This is a genomic window from Vagococcus fluvialis, from assembly GCF_003337315.1.
In the GTDB taxonomy this organism is placed as follows: domain Bacteria; phylum Bacillota; class Bacilli; order Lactobacillales; family Vagococcaceae; genus Vagococcus; species Vagococcus fluvialis.
Genome location: NZ_QPJV01000013.1, coordinates 15,991 through 36,781, shown reverse-complemented (window position 1 = coordinate 36,781; position 20,791 = coordinate 15,991). Strand labels below are relative to the sequence as shown.

At 31.7% G+C, this 20,791-nt stretch carries 17 protein-coding genes; 6 read left to right on the top strand and 11 right to left on the bottom strand.

The features are described from left to right. Positions 1 to 69: 69 nt before the first annotated feature. Positions 70 to 1,095, top strand: coding sequence for a lactonase family protein (locus tag DFR54_RS11135; RefSeq protein ID WP_114290290.1), 1,026 nt, complete (start codon positions 70 to 72; stop codon positions 1,093 to 1,095). Positions 1,096 to 1,164: 69 nt separating this feature from the next. On the opposite strand, the gene DFR54_RS11130 is transcribed toward DFR54_RS11135, so the two are convergent. Next, on the bottom strand, positions 1,165 to 2,103 hold the full coding sequence (locus tag DFR54_RS11130) for an NAD(P)-dependent oxidoreductase (RefSeq protein ID WP_114290289.1): 939 nt from the start codon (positions 2,101 to 2,103) through the stop codon (positions 1,165 to 1,167). A 128-nt stretch (positions 2,104 to 2,231) separates the two neighbouring features. Here DFR54_RS11130 and DFR54_RS11125 point away from each other — a divergent pair, with 128 nt between their 5' ends. After that, positions 2,232 to 2,777 (top strand): TIGR01440 family protein, encoded by a 546-nt coding sequence (locus DFR54_RS11125; protein WP_086342507.1) that lies wholly within the window; start codon positions 2,232 to 2,234, stop codon positions 2,775 to 2,777. 64 nt (positions 2,778 to 2,841) lie between these two features. On the opposite strand, the gene DFR54_RS11120 is transcribed toward DFR54_RS11125, so the two are convergent. Further along, a complete protein-coding gene (locus DFR54_RS11120; RefSeq protein ID WP_114290288.1) occupies positions 2,842 to 3,654 on the bottom strand; it encodes a LysR family transcriptional regulator in 813 nt (270 codons plus the stop codon). Positions 3,655 to 3,767: 113 nt separating this feature from the next. On the opposite strand from DFR54_RS11120, the gene DFR54_RS11115 reads away from it, so the two are divergent. Beyond that, the gene (locus DFR54_RS11115; RefSeq protein WP_399287553.1) at positions 3,768 to 4,772 is read left to right on the top strand and encodes a YeiH family protein; all 1,005 of its coding nucleotides are present in this window, start codon (positions 3,768 to 3,770) and stop codon (positions 4,770 to 4,772) included. Between the two features lie 31 nt (positions 4,773 to 4,803). Here the strand turns inward: DFR54_RS11115 and DFR54_RS11110 are convergent, their stop codons facing one another. From DFR54_RS11110 to DFR54_RS11095, 4 genes are read right to left on the bottom strand one after another with little or no spacing between them, the layout of a single operon-like run. Beyond that, entirely contained in the window at positions 4,804 to 5,349 is a 546-nt protein-coding gene (locus DFR54_RS11110; protein ID WP_114290286.1) for a cysteine hydrolase family protein, read from the bottom strand. Between the two features lie 2 nt (positions 5,350 to 5,351). Continuing rightward, complete coding sequence (locus DFR54_RS11105; protein ID WP_114290285.1) at positions 5,352 to 6,056, bottom strand: 5'-methylthioadenosine/adenosylhomocysteine nucleosidase; 705 nt, start codon at positions 6,054 to 6,056, stop codon at positions 5,352 to 5,354. A gap of 13 nt (positions 6,057 to 6,069) precedes the next feature. Continuing rightward, a complete protein-coding gene (locus DFR54_RS11100) occupies positions 6,070 to 6,255 on the bottom strand; it encodes a hypothetical protein (protein ID WP_086342502.1) in 186 nt (61 codons plus the stop codon). A gap of 11 nt (positions 6,256 to 6,266) precedes the next feature. Beyond that, positions 6,267 to 6,815, bottom strand: a complete 549-nt coding sequence (locus DFR54_RS11095) for an NUDIX hydrolase (protein ID WP_114290284.1) — start codon at positions 6,813 to 6,815, stop codon at positions 6,267 to 6,269. Positions 6,816 to 7,014: 199 nt separating this feature from the next. Here DFR54_RS11095 and DFR54_RS11090 point away from each other — a divergent pair, with 199 nt between their 5' ends. Together DFR54_RS11090 and DFR54_RS11085 are read left to right on the top strand one after the other, a co-directional pair. After that, entirely contained in the window at positions 7,015 to 7,725 is a 711-nt protein-coding gene (locus DFR54_RS11090) for a 5-bromo-4-chloroindolyl phosphate hydrolysis family protein (RefSeq protein ID WP_114290283.1), read from the top strand. Further along, on the top strand, positions 7,726 to 8,916 hold the full coding sequence (locus DFR54_RS11085) for a toxic anion resistance protein (protein ID WP_086342499.1): 1,191 nt from the start codon (positions 7,726 to 7,728) through the stop codon (positions 8,914 to 8,916). Between the two features lie 33 nt (positions 8,917 to 8,949). On the opposite strand, the gene dinB is transcribed toward DFR54_RS11085, so the two are convergent. The 5 genes from dinB to lepB form a co-directional block, all read right to left on the bottom strand. Continuing rightward, positions 8,950 to 10,092: a DNA polymerase IV gene (gene dinB, locus DFR54_RS11080; protein WP_114290282.1), complete on the bottom strand. Its 1,143-nt coding sequence runs from the start codon at positions 10,090 to 10,092 to the stop codon at positions 8,950 to 8,952. Positions 10,093 to 10,328: 236 nt separating this feature from the next. Beyond that, entirely contained in the window at positions 10,329 to 11,195 is an 867-nt protein-coding gene (locus DFR54_RS11075; RefSeq protein WP_114290281.1) for a DUF975 family protein, read from the bottom strand. 69 nt (positions 11,196 to 11,264) lie between these two features. Beyond that, entirely contained in the window at positions 11,265 to 15,014 is a 3,750-nt protein-coding gene (gene addA / locus DFR54_RS11070; RefSeq protein WP_114290280.1) for a helicase-exonuclease AddAB subunit AddA, read from the bottom strand. Beyond that, a complete protein-coding gene (locus DFR54_RS11065; RefSeq protein WP_170126959.1) occupies positions 15,007 to 18,576 on the bottom strand; it encodes a PD-(D/E)XK nuclease family protein in 3,570 nt (1,189 codons plus the stop codon). Before DFR54_RS11065 ends, addA begins: the two co-directional genes overlap by 8 nt. A gap of 123 nt (positions 18,577 to 18,699) precedes the next feature. Beyond that, positions 18,700 to 19,254 carry a signal peptidase I gene (gene lepB / locus DFR54_RS11060; protein WP_114290278.1) on the bottom strand — a complete coding sequence of 185 codons (555 nt, stop codon included), beginning with the start codon at positions 19,252 to 19,254 and terminating at the stop codon, positions 18,700 to 18,702. A gap of 168 nt (positions 19,255 to 19,422) precedes the next feature. Here lepB and DFR54_RS11055 point away from each other — a divergent pair, with 168 nt between their 5' ends. Beyond that, positions 19,423 to 20,778, top strand: coding sequence for an APC family permease (locus DFR54_RS11055; protein WP_114290277.1), 1,356 nt, complete (start codon positions 19,423 to 19,425; stop codon positions 20,776 to 20,778). Positions 20,779 to 20,791: the final 13 nt, after the last annotated feature.

Here is a 20,791-nt window from a genome sequence, read left to right as displayed (position 1 = left end):
TTTATTTATACTTATTTTTTATATGTTATAATCTATTGGAAATCAGATATAAGAAGGGAAGTTTATTGAATGGAAAAAATTATTTTAGGTTCTTACACTAAAAAAGACAGTAAAGGTATCTATTCTGTTGAATTTGATACTGAGAAAAAAGAATTAGTTAATCTTGAGTCTTTAATTGTTGAAGATAATCCTACTTTTTTAGCAATTTCTGACAAAGAAGTTGTTTATGCTGTATCAAAAGATGGTGATTTAGGTGGCGTTGCTAGTTACCAAAGAAATCAAGATGGCTCATTTACCTTCTTAAACCGCGTTACAGAAGAAGGAGCTCCTCCTTGTTATGTTGCTGTTGATGAAACAAGACAACTTGTTTACGGAGCTAACTACCACAAAGGTGTGATTACTTCTTACACAATCAATCCAGATGGTTCTCTTACTTTAGCCGATAGAAAAGAACATACTGGTAACGGCCCACATGAAAATCAAAATAGTGCACACGCTCACTACTCAGACTTAGCTCCTGATGGTCGCTTAATCGCTTGTGACTTAGGAAATGACACTGTTTATACATATGATGTTGATGATAAAGGTGCTTTAACAGAGGTAGCTACTTTTAAAGCAAAACCTGGTACTGGTCCAAGACATATTGTCTTTCACCCAAACCAAAAACAAGCTTATCTATTTGGTGAATTATCAAATGAAGTTGTTGTATTAAGTTATGACGCTACAACTGGTGTCTTTACTGAGGAGCAAGTTATCTCTACTTTACCTGAGAACTTCACTGAATTTAGTGGAGGAGCTGCGATTCGTATTTCTAAAGATGGTAAATTTCTTTACGCATCAAATCGTGGACATAACTCATTAGCAGTTTATAAAGTAGCAAATGACGGAAAATCAATTGAATTGATTCAACTTATTTCTGTTGAAGGTGATTTCCCTAGAGATTTCGATTTAACACCTGACCAAAAATTTGTTATCGTTGCTAACCAAAATACTGATAATTTAACTTTATTTGAACGTAACGAAGAAACTGGAGAATTAACTCTTTTACAAAAAGATTTTTATGCTCCTGAAATTGTTTGTGTTCAATTCAACTAAAATACTGTTTATTCTAATAAAAAGGACTGTAGCCAAAAAGCCACAGTCCTTTTGTATTAGGTTTTACTCTTAATTAATTTTATTTTGACAAATGTCACTTGTCCCCAAGTAATGCAATAAATTCTTCTTAAAAATTGGATATAAACGATTGTAATATTGGTCAGTTGCTCCAGAAGAATGGGGTGTTATAAGCACATTATCTAATTTCCATAATGGGCTCGTTTTAGGTAGTGGTTCCACTTCAAAGACGTCTAATCCGGCAAAACCAATTGTTTCATTTTCACAATAAGTAATTAAATCTTCTGTATTAACAGTTCCCCCGCGTCCTGCATTAATAAATAGAACACCTTTTTTCATTTGACTAAACACAGATTTATCAAAGAAATAATGAGTTTCTGATGTATCTGGTAGAAGACTTACGACAATATCCATCTCTGAAATATGATTTAGTAAGTCATCTTGTTTAATAATCTGATCAAAGTGAGGAACTTCTCGACCACTTCGATTAACTCCTGTAATGTTTGTTTGGAAAACTTTTAAGATTTCAGCCAATCGTTCACCAATGTGACCAGTCCCAACTATCATTACTTTTTTCTGATTTAAATCACTCATTTGAGTTGGTGAAATCCATTCACTTTTTTCTTGAGCTAAAATGGATTCTTTTATTTTTCTTGTATGTGCAAAAATCATTCCTAAAATAGATTCACTCATTTGGTTACCATGGACTCCACTAGCATTACTTAATAGAATATTTTTTTCTTTTATTTTGTTGGTATCAATATGATCAACACCTGCTGAATTGGCTTGAACCCATTTTAAAGAAGATGTATCAGAGGCTAATAATTTATTGCCCATCTCTTGGTTCCAACCATATAGAATTTCTACATCATCTATATTTCCTTTAAATTCATCCAATTTAATAATTTCGAAATTTGAGGCAATCGTTTCAAGTTCTTTTACCTGACTATCCTCTATTGGAACAGTTACTAATAATGTTGATTTTTTCATTCATCATTCCTCCTATTCTCTATAATTTTATTGTACACAACTTTTCAGATAAAAGTGAGCTTTCTCACTTAAAATTTACATTCCTATGTTATAATTCAGTTAGTTAAAAACAGGAGATGATTTTGATTATGTTAGATTTAAATCAAGTAAAACAAGACGTCATAACAATTGCTGAGGATGTTTTAGAAAAAACAAACTTACAAGAAGGAGATATTTTTGTTATTGGCTCAAGTTCAAGTGAAGTTATTGGTGGTGTCATTGGTAAAAACTCTAGTCAAGAAGTTGGTACCTTAATTGCAGAAACTCTAATTACTTTATTTGAAAATAAAAATATTTATTTAGCTTTTCAAGGCTGTGAGCATATAAACCGTGCTCTAACAGTTGAAAGAGAAGTTGCTAAAAAATTTGGATTAACGATTGTTTCTGTCGTGCCAAAAGTTCATGCAGGGGGTTCTACTGCAACAGCTGCTTATAAAGCGATGAAAGATCCTGTTGAAGTTGAACATATTGTGGCTGATGCTGGTATTGATATTGGAGATACAGCGATTGGTATGCATATTAAACATGTTCAAATTCCAATTCGTCCCTCATTAAACAAATTAGGAGCAGCTCATGTAACTGCTTTAGGTAATAGACCTAAACTAATTGGTGGTACTCGCGCAGAATATAATTAAGAGGTCGTGACAGAAGTGTTTAGTTTGTATAAAGGAGCTGTGACATAAATATGTCACAGCTCCTTTATTTATAAAATTTTTCAATTGCTTCTGCTATCTCTTGTAAGTCTCTTTGAATCAAATTATTTTTCTTTAAAAAATAAAGTGGTCTTACATAATCTTCTCCTAAATCAACATAAGGTAAAGAATCAGGTACTGCCTGTTTTGAAATCATGCTTTTCCCAATTCCCTTTTCTAACATTTTAATAATGATTTCATTATTTTTAATAATCACTCGATTTGGTTTTAAATTTTCACTTAATAGATAGCGTTCCATATAATGATAGACACCAGAATTTGCTTCTCTACTTAACCAAAGATTACTTTGCAAATTACCTGCTAAAACTAGTTGGTCTTTTTTAATTTCTAAACGACTAATCCCATCAGTCATTAAAGGCATTTCAATAAAGCCAAAATCCACATTATGTTGGTGAATTTCCTGTAACACTTCTTCAGAGTTTTTCATATCCACTTCAAAAATAACTTTTGGAAACTCGTTAATCAAATAACGCATTAACTCTGGCATATAATAAACAGAAACTGTATGAGAAGCACTAATCCGGCAAAGAATTTGTTGATTATCACTTTCTTTTACTAATCTCACCGTCTCAGCCCAATCATCTCTTAAATTCAAGACTTTCCCATAAAGTATATCTGCTGATTTTGTCGGATGCATTTCCTGTTTCCCTTTTCTTTTAAATAAAACACATTGTAATTCTTCTTCTAATTGCTTAATCTGATTTGAAACTGCTGGTTGAGAAATAAATAAAACTTCTGCAGCTTTTGAAAAATTTCTTGTTTCATAAGCTACTCTAAAAGTTGCTAATAATTTGAACATATCCATCACCTACTATTTATTTTTCTTATAATTACTATTTTAACTATATATTTCTCAAATGTAAAAAAGAAAGTTATACTTTTATTATCAAGAAAAAAGAAAGTGTGATGTATATGAGTCAAACAATTAAAAAAATTCTTCCAGGATTATTATTATCCTTTTTAGTAGCAGCTATTAGTAAGGTTATTGCCATCTGGTTACCAACTATTGGAGCTGCCACAATAGCTATTCTTTTAGGAATTTTACTAGGTAATACTTTTTTAAAGCAACCTATTTTAAGTGCTGGTACAAAACTTGCTGAAAGTAAATTACTAGAAATCTCAATCGTTCTTCTAGGAACTACTGTCACTTTTCAAACCATTGCCCATATGGGATTAAATGGTATTGGCTTTATTGTGGTACAAATGGTTGGAACAATTGCTGGTGCTTATTATATTGGGCGCAAAATGGGATTCTCTAAAAAGATTGGATTACTTATGGCTGGTGGAAATGCGGTCTGTGGTTCTTCTGCGATAGGCGCTATTGCTCCAGAAATTGATGCCAATGAAGATGAAAAGGGGCAAGTTATTACTTTAGTTAATTTACTAGGAACAGTTCTAATGTTACTACTTCCCTTTATTGCAACTGGTCTTTACCAAGATGTACTGACTCAAAGTGCTTTAATTGGTGGAACTCTCCAATCTGTTGGACAAGTAGTAGCAAGTGCTAGCATGATTAGTCCTGATGTCGTAGAGTTTTCTACTCTTTTCAAAATCATGCGTATCATTTTATTAGTGGTTGTTGTATTTAGTTTCTCTAAATTCACTGAAAAAGACCGTTTAAATACAAACAAAGAAATTAATACTAAACCTGCTAAAAAAAGTCCTTTACCATGGTACATTATTGGTTTCTTATTCTTTTGTACCTTAAATAGTTTTATGCCACTAGCCCCTAAAATCAGTGAAACAGCTCATTTTATTAGTGGTTGGTTTGAAATTACAGCCTTAGCCGCTATTGGTTTAAGACTTGATTTTGCTAAATTTTTTAAAGAAGGATTACGTTACCTTATTTATGCTTTAGCAGTGGGTACCTTACAAATCATTTTAGCTCTAGCCCTTATCTATGTCTTTCATATATAAAAAAGGTTGACCTTAACGGGTCAACCTTTTTCTATACTATTTCTGCACCTAATGTGTTTTTAAAATGTCTAAGTGCCCAACGATGCCCTTCCTCATCAAAACTCTGAACACAGTTTTCATGAATCACAATCTCATAACCTAGATTATAAGCATCAACGGCTGTATGTAAGACACAAATATCTGTACACACTCCAGTTAAATGAATCTTTTGAATATTTCTTTCTCGCAGGCGAATATCTAAATCTGTTCCACTAAAAGCTGAATAATGTCTTTTGTCTAACCAGTAGACAGTTTCTTTATCCTCATTCTTCTCATACAATGGCTTTAAAGAACCATATAAATCTCTACCACTAGTCCCTAAAACATTATGCGGTGGAAATAATTTATTTTCAGGATGAAAAGAATCTGTTGGGTCATGCCCATCAATTGCAAAAACAACAAATTGATCTCTTTCAATAAAATCAGCTGTTAAAGAAACTAATGCTTCTTCAATATCTTGACCAACTTGCCCAGTTGTTAACTTTCCATCAGTTGCAACAAAATCATAAGTGTAATCAATTGATAATAAAGCTTCCATGATTAGATATCTCCTTCTTTTATCTCAGCTAATAGGGCTAGTACCATTTTGGCTGATTTTTCTCCTGCATCAATAATAAATTCATCAAAATTCACACTAGCATTCTCATCGCCAACATCACTCATGGCACGAATAACCACAAAAGGAACATCATATTGATGGGCTACATGAGCAATAGCAGCTCCTTCCATTTCATTTGCTAAACACATTGGAAAATGAGTTTTAATGTCGTGAATTTGTTTTTGGCTATGAACAAACGTATCTCCTGATACAATCAAGCCAACACGTCCATTTAGCATATTGTTACTTGATGCTTCCATCGCTGCTTGTACTAACACATCATTTGCCTCGTAGTAAAGTGGCATTTGTGCCATCTGGCCATATTCATAACCAAAAGCTGTCACATCAACATCTGAATAAGCTAATTTATCAGAAATAACAACATCTCCAATAGCTAGTCCTTCACCAATACCACCTGCTGAACCTGTGTTAATGACAATATCAACTTTATAGTGACTGATTAATAATGTTGTCGTTAAAGCAGCTAAAGTTTTACCAATACCTGATCTTGTTAAGACAACTTCATGCTCCCCTACTACACCTGTATAAAAAGTTGCTCCTGCTTCTTCCCAGGTTGACATGTTTTCAAGTTTTTCACTTAAAATTTTAACCTCTTGTTCCATTGCACCAATAATACCAATCTTCAACACCAAACACCCCTTAAAGTTTTAATACTGCATAAATCGTAATCGCAAGTAGAATTGCTACTATAATAATCGCTTTGTTTAACCACGTGTTACGTTTTTTGTTCTTATTAAACTCTCGTACACGTCCTCTTGTTAAAATTTGTGGTTCTTCCTTTTGTATAGGAGGCTCTTCTTTAACTTCTTTTTCTTTTCTAAACATAGTTCCCCTCCTTACCTAGTTTGCATTTCCCAATATAGAATAGCATATATTGTTTTAGCATCACAAATTTCTTGTGTCTTTATTTTTTCTTTAGCTTCCTTTAAAGTTAATTCCATTAACTCTAAAAATTCATCGTCATCTTGAGGCAGAGGATTATCAACTTTTACAAGTCCTCTTGCTTCGTAAATAGTTAACTCTTCATTACAAAATCCAGGAGAAGCAATAAAACGTGTTACTTCTTTTAATTCTGCTGCTTGATAAGCTGTTTCTTCCTCTAGCTCTCTTTTAGCAACATCTAGTGGATTTGTTTCATTTTTTTCAATTTTTCCAGCAGGTATTTCTAAAATACTTTTTTCTAAAGCTTTACGAAATTGTTTAACTAAAACAATTTTTCCTTCCTTAGTAATTGGAATAATCCCTACTGCTCCATTGTGAAAGACAAGCTCTCTTTTACTGGTTTCTCCATTTGGAAGTAATACATCATCTACTACTACATCAATAATAGCACCTTCATAAATAACTTCTCTTTTAGTTGTTACTTCTGCGAATTTATCTGTCATTTTTTTCTCCTTGAATCTCTCTTTTATTAAGTTTATGATACCTTTAAAGGGTTGTATATTCAATAAAACAACTTCTATTTTTAGCTTTTTCTTAAAACTTTAGAAATCCATCCATAGACTGATATCTATTTTCACCGACTGTGATAAAATGATTTTAAGATAAAGATTATTGGTAAAAACCAAATAGGAGTGAACCCGTATGAAAAAAACTAATAACTCAAAATTGTATAGGCTTTTAGGTGTGATCGTGATTTTAATCCCACTAATTTTTATTTTCAATCAATCAAGTTTTATTAATACTTTATTATCAGCTGCTCTTTTCTTCGCGATTTTCTTTGCTGTTTTAAGGTTAATAAAATTAATTTTTGGTAAAAATAAAAATCAAGATATTGATAAAATGCCTGAATTAACAAAAGAAAAAGAAGCTCATTATTCAGAATTTGGAATGAATGATAAAGAAATTGTGTTCTTTAGAGAAACAATGGCAGATGCTAAAAAACAAATCACAACTCTTGATAACAATATGCAAGAAGTAGCAAAATTAAAAGCTATTAACTTGAGATATGATACGTTAAAAGCAAATCGTGCTATGTTTAAAGAAATTGTTAAAGAACCAAATAAGTTACACAGAGCTGACCGTTTTCTCTACAATCATTTACCTAATGTTGTAGAACTTACTTCTAAATATATCGAAATCAATAATCATGAACTAAAAACAAAAGACACTTTTGATGCTCTTAATCAATGTGCAGCAGCAATTGAAGAAGTTTCTCAATTAATCGTTAAAGATTACGCTGATTTTGTTAAAGATGATTTAGATGACTTAGACGTAGAAATTTCTATCGCTCAACAAAATGTAGACCGCGAAAAAGAAATGGAAGAATACAAACACGAAAAGGAGAATATTTAGATGACTGATGAATTAAAAGATGTAACACCTGTTAATAGCACATTAGATGATTTACTGAGTAACCCCTTTGAGGCTCCAGATACATCAAAATTAAGTGTACAAGAAGATAAAAAATTACAAACAAATACCTCTGTAGCAACCAAAGTTATTGATAAATTACCAGAGGACAGACAAAAACAAGCTCGTGAGTTAGCAGCTCAAATTGATACAAGTGATAGCCAAGCCGTTTTAAGTTACGGAGTGGCAGCACAACAAAAGTTAGGCGAATTTTCTCATACTATGTTAAATCACGTCCAAGCTCAAGATATCGGACCTATGGGAGATTCACTTACTGAATTAATGTATCGTTTAAATGAAGCGAGTCCTAGTGAATTAGAAGCCCGTGATAGTAATATCTTTAGAAAAATGTTTGGTAAAGTAAAACAATCTGTTTATGAAGTAACTGCTAAATACCAAAAAATTGGTGCTCAAATTGATAAGATTGCCGTTAAACTAGATAAAGAAAAAAATGGTTTATTACAAGATAACTTAATGCTTGAACAACTTTATAACAAAAACAAAGATTACTTTGATGCTTTAAATATTTATATTGCTGCTGGAGAAGTTAAAATTGAAGAACTTGAAATGGTAACTATTCCAGAAGCTATGAAAGTGGCTGAAGCAAGTGGTGACCAAATGGATGCCCAAATTGTTAATGACTTAAATCAGTTTGTGGATCGTCTAGAAAAAAGAACTTATGATTTAAAATTAGCAAGACAAATTACTATCCAACAAGCACCTCAAATTCGCCTAATTCAAAATACAAACCAAGCTCTTGCTGAAAAAATTCAAGCTTCGATTAATACAGCTATTCCATTATGGAAAAACCAAGTAGCAATTGCTTTAACTCTTTTACGTCAAAAAGATGCTGTTACAGCTCAACGTCAAGTATCTCAAACAACAAATGATTTACTAGCTAAAAACTCAGAGATGTTAAAAATTTCGGCTATTGAAACAGCTGAAGAAAATGAACGTGGAATTGTTGATATTGAAACATTACAAAAAACTCAAAACGATTTAATTGAAACTATTCAAGAAACTCTTCGTATCCAAAAAGAAGGTAAGGAAAAACGTCGTAATGCTGAAATTGAATTAAGTGTTATGGAAGAAGACTTAAAAAATAAATTACTAGAGATGTCTAATCAAAACTAAGAATCAAAAAGCCTGAGAATTAAGTTTAAGTACTTATTCCTCAGGCTTTTTAGTTGGCTGCTCTTTTTCCCATAAAGGTAATTTAATTAATTCGTATTGTTTTGACTCAAGATTAGTCACCGTAATGCCTAATAACCTAATACCTCTTTCTAATAAGTCAAAAGTGTCCCAAATTTGTTTAACATAAAAATAAATCGTTTCATCGTCATCAATATAATCTCTAATCGTTACTCGTTTAGTAAAAGTTTCATACTCTTTATCTCTCACTTTTAAAACCACTGTCTGACCGTGAAGTTGAGCTCTTTTTAACGATTTTTCTACGTCTTTTGCTAATTCTCTTAACTCAATTACTACTTGGTCTTCAACGAGTAACGGCTTAGAAAATGTATTTTCACGGCCAACAGATTTCCGGTCACGATTTGGCTCAACTGGACTATCATGAATCCCTCTCACCTTTCGGTATAAAGAATAACCCATCTTACCAAACTCACGAATTAAATCCATCTCTGATTTTTCATATAAATCTTTTCCTTTATAAATACCCATTTCATGCATTTTAGGAACAGTTTTTTTCCCTACTCCGTGAAAATCTTCAATTGGAATATCCCTTAAAAAAGATTCAGCATTTTCTGGTAAAACGACTGTTAAGCCCTTTGGTTTTTCATAATCTGATGCTAACTTAGCTAAAAATTTATTGTAACTAACTCCTGCTGAGCAAGTTAAATGTAATTTTTGCCAAATTTCTAATTGAATCATTCTAGCGATTTTAATAGCACTTTTAATATTTTTTTTATTAACTGTTACATCAAGATAAGCCTCATCTAAAGATAAAGGCTCAATAATGTCGGTATATTCCCTAAAAATTTGATGGATTTCTCTTGAAATTTCAGCATAATGACTTCTATTCCCTTGAACAAAATTAGCTGTTGGACACAGTTCATAAGCCTTTTGAGCACTCATAGCTGAGTGGATACCAAATTTCCTAGCCTCGTAATTGGCTGTTGTAACAACGCCTCTACCTCCTGTGTCTTTTGGGTGCTTAGCAATCACTAAGGGATGTCCTTTTAATTCAGGATGATCACGTTCTTCAACTGAAGCATAAAAAGCATCCATATCAATATGAATTATTTTTCTTGACGTATCTTTTTTTAATGGAAATCGTAATTCATTTGACATATTATCCCCCCTAATAGAAACGTACGTTCTTATTATAGAATAAAAGACAGAAAAAAACCACTAAAGCCGTCGCTTTAGCGGAAATGAAGGTTGTTATTTCACTCTCTCGGTAAGAGTTAAGTATGAAAAACCAATTCGGGATAATTGGTATGAATGTATATTACTCTATAATTCTTAAATCATTTTGATTAATTGGTATCAATCTAATAAAAAAAGAATGAGAAATATCTCATTCTTTAAAAACTTGTCCATTCTTCTTCTTCATCAACTTCTTCAGCTAATAAAAATTTACCTTTTGACAAGTCATCGTAAAAGGCTGCTTTGGTTGTTTGAACATATGGATTCACCCATAGTAAACCAATTCCAAAAGGGATAGAACCTAGAATGTACCAACCAATAAAGCTAACATCTAGCCAGAATAATCTTGCTTTATGTCCCTTCATTAATTCTTTACTTTCTGAAATAAAACTTGTTGCGCCCATTGTTCTCACATCTTTGTGAGTCGCTAAATCTTTATAAATAAAATAAGATTGAGAATAAGAGTAGCGCTTAACAATCCCTGGTATAACAAGTAAGAGCGTCCATAAGAAAGTAAATACATACGTTAGTATATTAATTAAAAATATAGGTATAAAGTCGACACCATTAAAAATTCTGAAAGCATCTTTAAATTCCATAGATTGATCTTCTCGTTTTCTAACGACATCCAAGAATGTAAAGGAGATTCCTACCATTAATAATGAAATAACTAAATTCATGATTGGTGTTACAAATGAAGGTGGACCTACTTGTAACGAAGTATTAAAGTTACTATTTTTATACTCTGAATTCCACTCAGTTAACCCTTCATCAAAGAAATCCTCATCAAAGAGTTGTTCAATATTAGTTCTCTCAATACCTTTTTGACTATCAAAAGACTCAAAACTTGAACTTGCTGTAAACATTGAAACAAAAAAGATTATTCCTGCGATTATTAATCCCATTAAGAACACACTTAATATCTGTAGAAGGGATGGTACTAAGTTTAAGATAACCGCATCTTTCCATCTTCCTCTTAAACTATCCTTAGCTTCTTGCTTTAGCTGTCCTGATGTTTTATACATTTTTTCCCCTCCTTTTTAATATACAAATTTTACCATTTTTTTTAAGGCTTAACTACCGTTTTTTTACATTTATAACATTTCTATTTGCTTATTACCTCTTAATAAGACTAATTTCACAGATGTAACTGGTCTTTCTTTGATTTGTTCTAAAGCTTGTTTGTATAAATTTAGCTGTCCTACATACTTACTTTTAATTGCTTCAAGTTCTTCATTTGTTGCATTTTTGGGCACATAATCTGTTTTAAAATCATATAAAACAAGTTCTTCATCTGTTTCAATAAAGCCGTCAATAATCCCGTGAATTAATAAGCGATCTTCTCTTTTACCTAAATAATCTTCGTAAATATCAGCAGCACTTAGTAGCAATGAGAATGGTTGCTCTCTTTTGACGACACTTTCTTTTGAAACAAGTAAATCTCCTAACTCTGTATCAAAGAAAGTTAATAAGTTAGTGATATCTATTTTTTCAGCTAATTTTTCTTCAAGAACACCATCTTCAACTAATTGATTAATTAATTTTTCAAAATCATTTTTACTTGGTTTTTTCTCTAAATCAATTAATTGCATAACTAAATGGGTTGCAGTTCCAATTTCAGCTTGGGTAATCTCTTTTACTTCGGCTAGAAATTTCGGTTTAGCTAACTCTTCACCAACTATTCGATTTGCTTTAGTCGTTAGTTTTTTAGAAAAATCAATCACTTGTAGATGTTTTTCATCAGGATCTTCAAACAGTCGTTTAATTTCAGACACAGATTGATAGCTAGCCGTTTTTGTTGCTGATTCATTAGGATAGCTAAAGTTTAAGATATCAACTACTGATTTTAATAGTTGTGGATTAGCATCCGTATCTATTTTTTCAACTCTTGTTTCAAGAGGAGTCATTTCTTCTTGAATTTTCCCGATGTCTTCTTTTGTAAAAAATTTAAGATTAAAATTAACAGGAATTGTTTCTAATCCCTTTAGTGGTTGGACTTGAAGCTCAGGATATTCTTTAATAATTAGTGGATGTCTTACAATACTTAAACCAACCCAACCAAGTAAACTTCTTTGTCCAAGTCTTGCTGATGTAGATAATACTCGGTGATCAGAATTAATTTGTTCCTGCCAACTTTTAAAAGCTACCTCTTTACTTTTATATGAACCAACTAAAAAGAGTTTTTCTTCTGCCCTAGTTAAGGCAACATATAGTTTTCTCATCTCTTCAGCTAACATTTTTTTTCGTTTTTGTTCTTTGATTAAAACATAAGGAAGAGTTTCATATTTGATGCGTTTATCAAGATCTAAGTACTTAATTCCTGCTCCTAATTTCTCGTCAAAAATAAAAGATTGATTGTTTAAATCTGTCATATTAAATTGCTTATTCATATCTAATACAAAAACAACAGGAAATTCTAATCCCTTACTAGCATGAATCGTCATCACCCTAACAGCATCTTCCACATCTGTTGTGTTATTTGGTTCTGCTAGATCTTTATTTTTCGCTTGCATTTTTTCAATAAAACGAACAAACTGGAAAAGTCCTTTAAAGCTCATTTCCTCATAAGATGTGGCTCTTTCATACAAAGCATGTAAATTCGCTTGTCTTTGTTTTCCAGAAGGCATTCCTGCTACGTATTCTAAAAGACCAGTATCTTGATAAATTTTCCAAATCAATTCAACTAACTTTTCTTGTCTAGCCATCTCACGCCATACAATAAACTGGTCATGGAACTCACTTATTTTTTCAAATAAAGAATCCACTTGAGTTTCTTGTTTCAAGTATACTTTCAACGCATCATAAAAATACCCATTGCTATCATATTGCCTAATATTAACTAAATCATTTTCTTTAATACCCACAACAGGTGACCTTAAAACTGCTACAAAAGGAATATCTTGATAAGGATTATCTATCACTTGAAGTAAGGCAATCATTATTTTGACTTCTGTTGCTTGAAAATAATTTTGTGTGTCGTTAATTAATAAAGGGATATCTAGTTGCTTAAAGATATCTAGTATCACTAAATTATTTTTCTTAGTAGGACTTAGTAAAACGATATCTTGATATTTAATTGGTCGACTCATTTTATTTCTTTTATCATAAATCGGAAATTTACTTTTAATTAATTCTTGAATTTTTTGACCAACAAGAAGTAATTCTCCTTCTGTTTTATCTTCAATTTCAAAAGTTAAATCAATTTCTTCTTCCTCAGACTCTGATTCACTTTCATAAATCAAAATTTCAGTGTCATGAGCGCTACTTTCTGGATAGTCTTTAAAACCTGTTATTAACTCGGCACTCTGATCATACTCAATTTGACCTAGTTCTTTATCCATTAATTGAGTAAATATAAGGTTTGTAAAGTCTAATACACTTCCTCTAGATCTGAAGTTTTCAGCTAAAATAATCCGTCTACCATCGTCTTCTTCTGCATATTGTTCATATTTTTCAATAAAGAGAGTTGGATCAGCTAAACGGAAGGCATAAATAGACTGCTTAACATCCCCTACCATAAATAAATTACCTTCATTTAATTCAGGTCGTCGAAGCCAATATAATATCCCTTCTTGTAGTCTATTTACATCTTGGTACTCATCCACTAACACCTCTTTAAACTTACTACGATAAAAAAGGGAAGCTTCTGACGCCTTAAACTTGCCACCATCAAGCTCTCTTAAAATAGCTAAAGTCATATGCTCTAGGTCATTAAAGTCAACTAAGTTTTTCTCTTCTTTTTGTTTGTTAAAGGCAGATAAATAAGTCTGACACACAAAAACCATTTCTCTAACCAAAGGCTCTGATAACTGAATCAGCTCTAACATCTTCTCAGGAGACAAGGTGAAGTAATTCTTTTTCAACGTTCCAAATTGCTTTTTGATTAAATCTCTTTCTTTTTTCAGCTCTTCATAGACTTCCATTACTTCTTCTGGACTTGTTTTTTTACTTGGTCCTTTAATTGTTGCAAATTTTCCTTGCAGAAAACTTGTGTAACAGGCATCCAAATCATCTTCTTCAACTAATCTAAGTATATTAGTTAACAAAACTTTATCACTTTCAAAAACACTTAATGTTTTTTCAAAATCCGGCTCACCAATTGTTTGGTTAATTAGCTCATTACTTCTTTCAATCAGATGAGTTAAATCTTTTACAAGACTCGGTTTCATAAAATCTTGATACAGCTCACTATTAATAATACTACCTTCAACTTCATAATGTTTCGTTAATTTATCAAGCCATTCTTTAGGTTCCGTATTAGATAAAGCAAAACTTGCTAAAGAAAAAATTAACTTTGTTAAACCTTCATCATTTCGGTCATTAGAAAAATTTTCAGTTAACTCATAAAACTCTTTTTGTTTGTCACCATATAATTTTTCCCTAACATCTTCCCAAACATCTTCCTTTAAAAGTGTAATCTCTGTTTCATCTGTTAATAAACGAAAAACAGGATCAATATGAATTAAGTAATAATATTTGCGAATCACGGTTAAACAAAAGGCATGCAAGGTACTAATAGGTGCTGTAGGTAACAAGTTTAACTGCTTGATTAAGTGCTGTCTTTTTTCTAAATCAGACTCCTCATTAATAGCTGATTGAACAGCTACCTGGATTCTTTGTTTCATCTCTTTAGCTGCTGCTTCTGTATAAGTAACAATTAACAACTCATCAACATTTGTCCCTGCTTTAATATGTTGAATAACTCTCTCAACTAAAACTGTTGTTTTCCCAGAACCTGCTGAGGCTGAGATTAATATATTATCTCCCTTATCATAGACAGCTTGCCATTGTTTATCAGTAAAGTGGCTATTTGCTGGTCTTAAAGGTATTTCAACTTTACTCATCGTGATCCACCTCCTTGTCTTTCTCCATAATTTCTTCTTTAGATAGCTCTTCAATTCGGTGGTAGTTATTTTCTTTTAACATCACATCAAACTGACAAACACTTCTAAAAGGACAATACTCACAAGCTATACGTTTTTGTTTTCTGTAAGCTGGATTTAAAAGAGTAGAGCCTTCAAAAATAGCTTCTCCAGCTTCTCTAAATCGATTTTGATTGTTCTCAATTAAGAAATCTAATTCATCATTTGTAACAAATTGAGATGATTTCATCGTTTCTTTTTTTAGTTGTTGATAAGGGTAAACTAAAGATTTAACACCAGGTTCCATTGTTTTATCTAGTAACTCTAATACAGCTTCTTCATTAGTAAGTAAACCATTATACTGATAAGACTTTAGTAACTCTTCCTCAATGTTTTCTTCATTAATTTTCTCACTTGCTGGAATCATTGGGTTTTGTACATGCATGTAAAAGGCTCCTGCTGCTTTAGCTTCCTCTCCAACAAGAGATACCGCATTATTTAAAGCGACATTCAAATAAGTAATCATCTGTAGAGCTAATCCATAATAAGCATCTACAAAATCAAAATTATGTTTACTTGATTTATAATCAATCACTGATAAATACAAATCATCTTCAACTTTCATTTTATCAATACGGTCGATTTTCCCTCTAACTTTTAATTTCTTCCGATTGCTTAAATCAAAATCTAGACTTGCTAGGCCTTGGTCTTGAAGAATTTGACCAAATAAAACTTCTGTTTGAACAACAGTCATATTACTTCTTTCGCTTTGTTTTTTAAGCGACCAACCAATTCTTTCTATGGTTTTAGATAGTTGATACTTAATGTAATTCATGCGATTTGTCGTATTTAAAATCCCAAATTTATCCTGTCCTAAAACTTCTTTTAAGACATTCTCAGTAACCACTTGGATTTCTTCTTGAGTCATTTGACTTAAAATGTATTGTCCCTTAATAATCTCTTTGAAAAATTGATCTAAAGCCTCGTGATAAAAATCTCCTGTAGCTGCTGGTGATAGCTCAAATTGATCTCTTTCTCTTAAGCCTAAACCATACATTAAAAAGTACTTGTACTGACATTTATGGAAGTTCTCAATTTTAGAAACCGAGGCATAGACTGTTTCACCGTAGAGAGTTTCAACAGAAACTGAACTTAAGTTCTCCGGAATATTTTCATGAGCCAAACTAGCTAGCAATCTAGCTGTTTTTAGCGGGTATTTTTTTAGCAATCTTTTTTCTAGTTGATGAAAAATCCACGGTGTTGCTTGTTTTTCATCAGTTAATTGGCGTTTAAAGTCTATCCATTCCCTAAGTAATACGTCATCTGTTGAGAAAAGAGTTGTATTTGGTGTTTCTTGCCATTTAAATCCTTGTTCTTTTGGTATTTCTTTAAGTTGTAATTCTTGTTTTAAAATCGTGACATAGGGAGAAATTTTTAATTCCTTGCTATTATCACTACTTTTGGGATAGGTAATAATCAACTTATCAGTTGCTGATAGCAATGACAAATAGAAAACAAATGGTTCTCTTGCTAAATCTTTTGTTTGATCTTTTTTTAAGTACTTTTCAAATGGGAGTACTTCTTTTAAGAAGCCTCTTTCTTCATCGCTAAGTAACGTTTTATTTTCTATTTTTTTAGGTAATTGTTGATCTGTTGCCCCAATAATAAGAGTTACTTTACTTTTTTTCGCTCTAACAAAATCCATTGAAGTAATTTCTAATTGGTCAAGAGTCGTTGGGACTTTACTATAAGTTAAGCCTTCAAGTCCTGTTTTGAAAATTTGAATAAAATCATCTAAATCAAAGTCTAATTCACCCATTAACTCTGTGTATTCATCTAGCAAAGTGACAAAAGCTTGCCACGTTTGCTCATGATTTTTGGCTTTAACTAAGTCTCCTCTTTCCAAAGCTAAGTCTCTCATAAATTGAATTTGTTTTTCCACACCCACTTGAATCATAAATTCATAAAATAAAATACTTGCTTCTTTTCCAAGTTTAACTTCATCTAATTTTTCAAAAAATGGTGCCACATAATCACGAATTAAATGTCTCACATCATTTGATATATGTTGAATCTCTACATCCTTATCAATCTTTTCGCCTTCGACCTCATCCTCATACTCATACTGGTAGTAGACATAACGCCAATCTCTTTTCTTCACCCAATCAGAACCACTATAACCATAAGCAAGAACCACATTTTCTGTATAGTCTACAGCTTCTCTTAGCTCTTTACGATGATTTTCCCACTCTGGTAGGGAATCAATTTCTAAAGAATTAGGTGAAAATATTTCTGAGCGTAAAAAACGAAGCACATCTTTATACTGATAAAAATGTTGTTTCATTTGAAATAAAGCATTAATAAATTCGATTAAAGGATGGTGTTTCATCTCTTCCTCTTGATTAAAATAAAAAGGAATATCATTTTCAACTAATATAGGAGAAATAATTTGCTGATAAGAAGCTAAATCTCTTGTTAATACAGTAATATCTTGATAACGATAACCTTCTATAGAAACTAAGCGTCTTATTTCTTTAGCAACAGAAAGCATCTCATTATAGGGATCCACTGCATTCCACACTTCTAGTGGAACATTACTTTTATCCATTAAAACTTTGTCACTTGTTTTCATTAACTTTTGACTTTGTTGCCAAACCATATCTAAATCGGTCATGGACGTTGTTTCATCCGTTAATTTTTTATCAAATAAAATAGGTAATTTATTTTCTTTTGCTATTTGGTAAAGCTCATAATATAAGTGGCCTGTATTAAAAAATAAATCCCGAGCTTCTGGAACTTGATTGGTATAAGCTTTATCAACAACTAAAGATATTTTAAATTCCCCAGAAGCTTTCATTAAGCTTTCAATTAATTGTTTTTCAATTGCTGTAAAGTTAGAAAATCCTGAAACAATAAACATCACATTTTTTAAATTTTTATTTTGTAAGTAATTACCTAAAGATAGTAATAAATCATGACCAGAAGCATCTAACTCAGAAATCCGTTCACTGTAATACGTATAGATAGCTTTTATATCATTTAATTTAATAAAATTCTCCGTGACTTTTCCTTGAATCTTCAGCTCATTTAAAGTTTCCTCTAAATCTTCTGGTGTAATAAACCCTTCTTGAAGCTCATCAAATAAATCAATTAACTGTTCCACAAAGCCAGGCTTATTGGTTTCATATTGAAACAATTCTAAATTAGTCGCATTTTCAAGTAAAACTTGTTTTAAAATCATAAATTTAGAAACTGTTGATAGTTGTTGCTCCTGATATTCAGCTGTATTTTGTAAATAATACCAAGCTAAACGAGAAAAACTAAAAACTTGCAGACGCATACTAACCATATTTTCCCATTTACTATAGCGAGGTAACTCAGCTAATTCTTTTAACACATGAATCTCTGTTTCAAATTTAACGTGGTTAGGGACTAAATAAAAAACTTCATGGTCGCTTGATTGTTGCAACCATTCGTCTGCCATTTTTACTAATTCTTTTGAATGATCCTGACTAGCAGAACCAATAACAAATTGTACACTCACAAGCATGATCCCCTTCTTATTTTTTTCTTCTTATCTTGTAGTTTATCATAAAACGACTAATATAAATAACATGACACAATTTAAAAAGAGGCTATCTTCAATTAGATAAACCTCTCTTATTAACTATTTAAATGTTCCCCATTTTTCTGGTGGCCAAAACACAAATTTCACATTTCCCATAACATCATCTTCATCAATAAATCCGACCATCCGACTATCTTTTGAATTTTGTCTATTGTCTCCCATAACAAATAAATGTCCTTCAGGGACTGTTTCTTCACCTAAAACATCACTCATTTTAAAATCTTGAGTTAAAGGTAATCCGTAACGAATTGTTCCTTCTGTTTTTTCTTTATAGTCTTTTAAATAAGGCTCTTCAACGGCCTTATCATTGACATAAAGCATGTCATCTTTGTATTCAATCTTATCTCCCGGTAAACCAATGACACGTTTGATATAGTTTTTCTTTGGATTATCTGGTGCTGGAAATGTAATGACATCAAATCGTTCAATTTTTGATAATTTAGAAGCAATGACTCTTTCTCTATCAACCATAGTCGGCATCATTGATTCCCCTGAAACACTAGTTGGTGTAAACACATAAACTCTTAATAAAGTTAATACAAGTATTAAACCACCAAACCATAGAACATTATTTATAATTTCTTTTCGATTCATTATAATCACTACTTTCTCTCATTCATTCACTTAGTAATAGTTTAACATATCACTCCTTTATTGAATAGTTACCTTAAAAGATGACAAACAGATTAACTTTCTATTTAATGTGAATTTTTTATTTATTCTCATAATTAGATATGGTATATTTCCTTATAGAAAACAAAAATGGAGGTTATTTTTATCAATCAGAAAAAATCTTATGGCCTTTCAACTGCCACTGCGATGATAGTTGGTATCTGTATTGGCTCAGGTATCTTCTTTAAAGTAGATGACATTCTAATGTTTACTGGCGGAAATGTTTATCTAGGTGCACTAGTATTTGTTATTGGAGCATTTAGTATTATCTTTGGAAGTATTACCTTAACAAACCTTGCTGCCAGATCTAATAAAAATGGTGGTATCGTTGCTTATTTTGAAGAATTCTACTCTGAAAAAATTGCCAGTGCTGTTGGCTGGTTCCAAACTTTCCTTTATTACCCAACAATTGCAGTTGTAGTCGCATGGGCCTCTGGTATTTATACGTGTTTACTTTTAAATTTACCAGATAATTTAGACTTACAAATGTTTATCGGGCTTCTTTATTTATTACTTTTTTATTCAATCAATATTATTTCTTCAACTTTAGGTGGTAGGTTTCAAGTTCTTTCATCTATTGCTAAGTTAATCCCACTTATTGGTGTTGGGATTATTGCTCTATTTTTCACAGGAAGCCATCCTAATATTCCTCAAAATGTAGAGCCTGTTCCCTTAACAAATGTTGGTTTAGGTTGGTTAGCAGCCCTTGCTCCTACTGCCTTTTCTTATGATGGTTGGGCTATTTCATTAAGTATTTCAGGCGAAGTCAAAAATTCTAAAAAAACAATGCCTATTGCTTTAATTATTGCTCCAATTATCGTTTTATTTGTTTACTTAGCTTATTTTTTAGGAATGACACATATTTTAGGACCTGAATACATTTTAGCAACAGGCAATGGTGCTGTAACTGAAATTGGTCAAATGTTACTTGGAAAAAGTGGCGAAATTATTATTTTACTCTTTATTTTAATTTCTATGCTTGGTGTCGTGAATGGTGTTGTTTTAGGACATATCAGAATGCCTTACGCACTAGCAACAAAAAAAATGATTCCTTATTCAGAACAAGTTGCTAAGAATAATCGCGGCTTTTTGACAAATTATTCAGCATTAATTAGTTTAGGATGTTCTTTATTTTGGTTCCTTATTCATTACTTAACACAAAAATTCACTTTAATGAGTACAGGTGACATTAGTGAAATTGCCATTGTTTTTGGTTATCTACTTTATATGCTTTTATATATTAAAGTATTAATGCTTTATAAACAAAAAGTTGTCACTAACACATTCACCGGTTTAATTGCCCCGATCTTAGCGATGATTGGTGGTCTGATTATTGTCATTGGTGGCTTTTCTTCCAATCCAAAATCAATGATGATTTTCTTTCTCATTTGTTTTATCTTTTCTTTTGCTGGTTATTCATACTACAAAAAGAAAACAATTCAATGATTATACTTTAAGG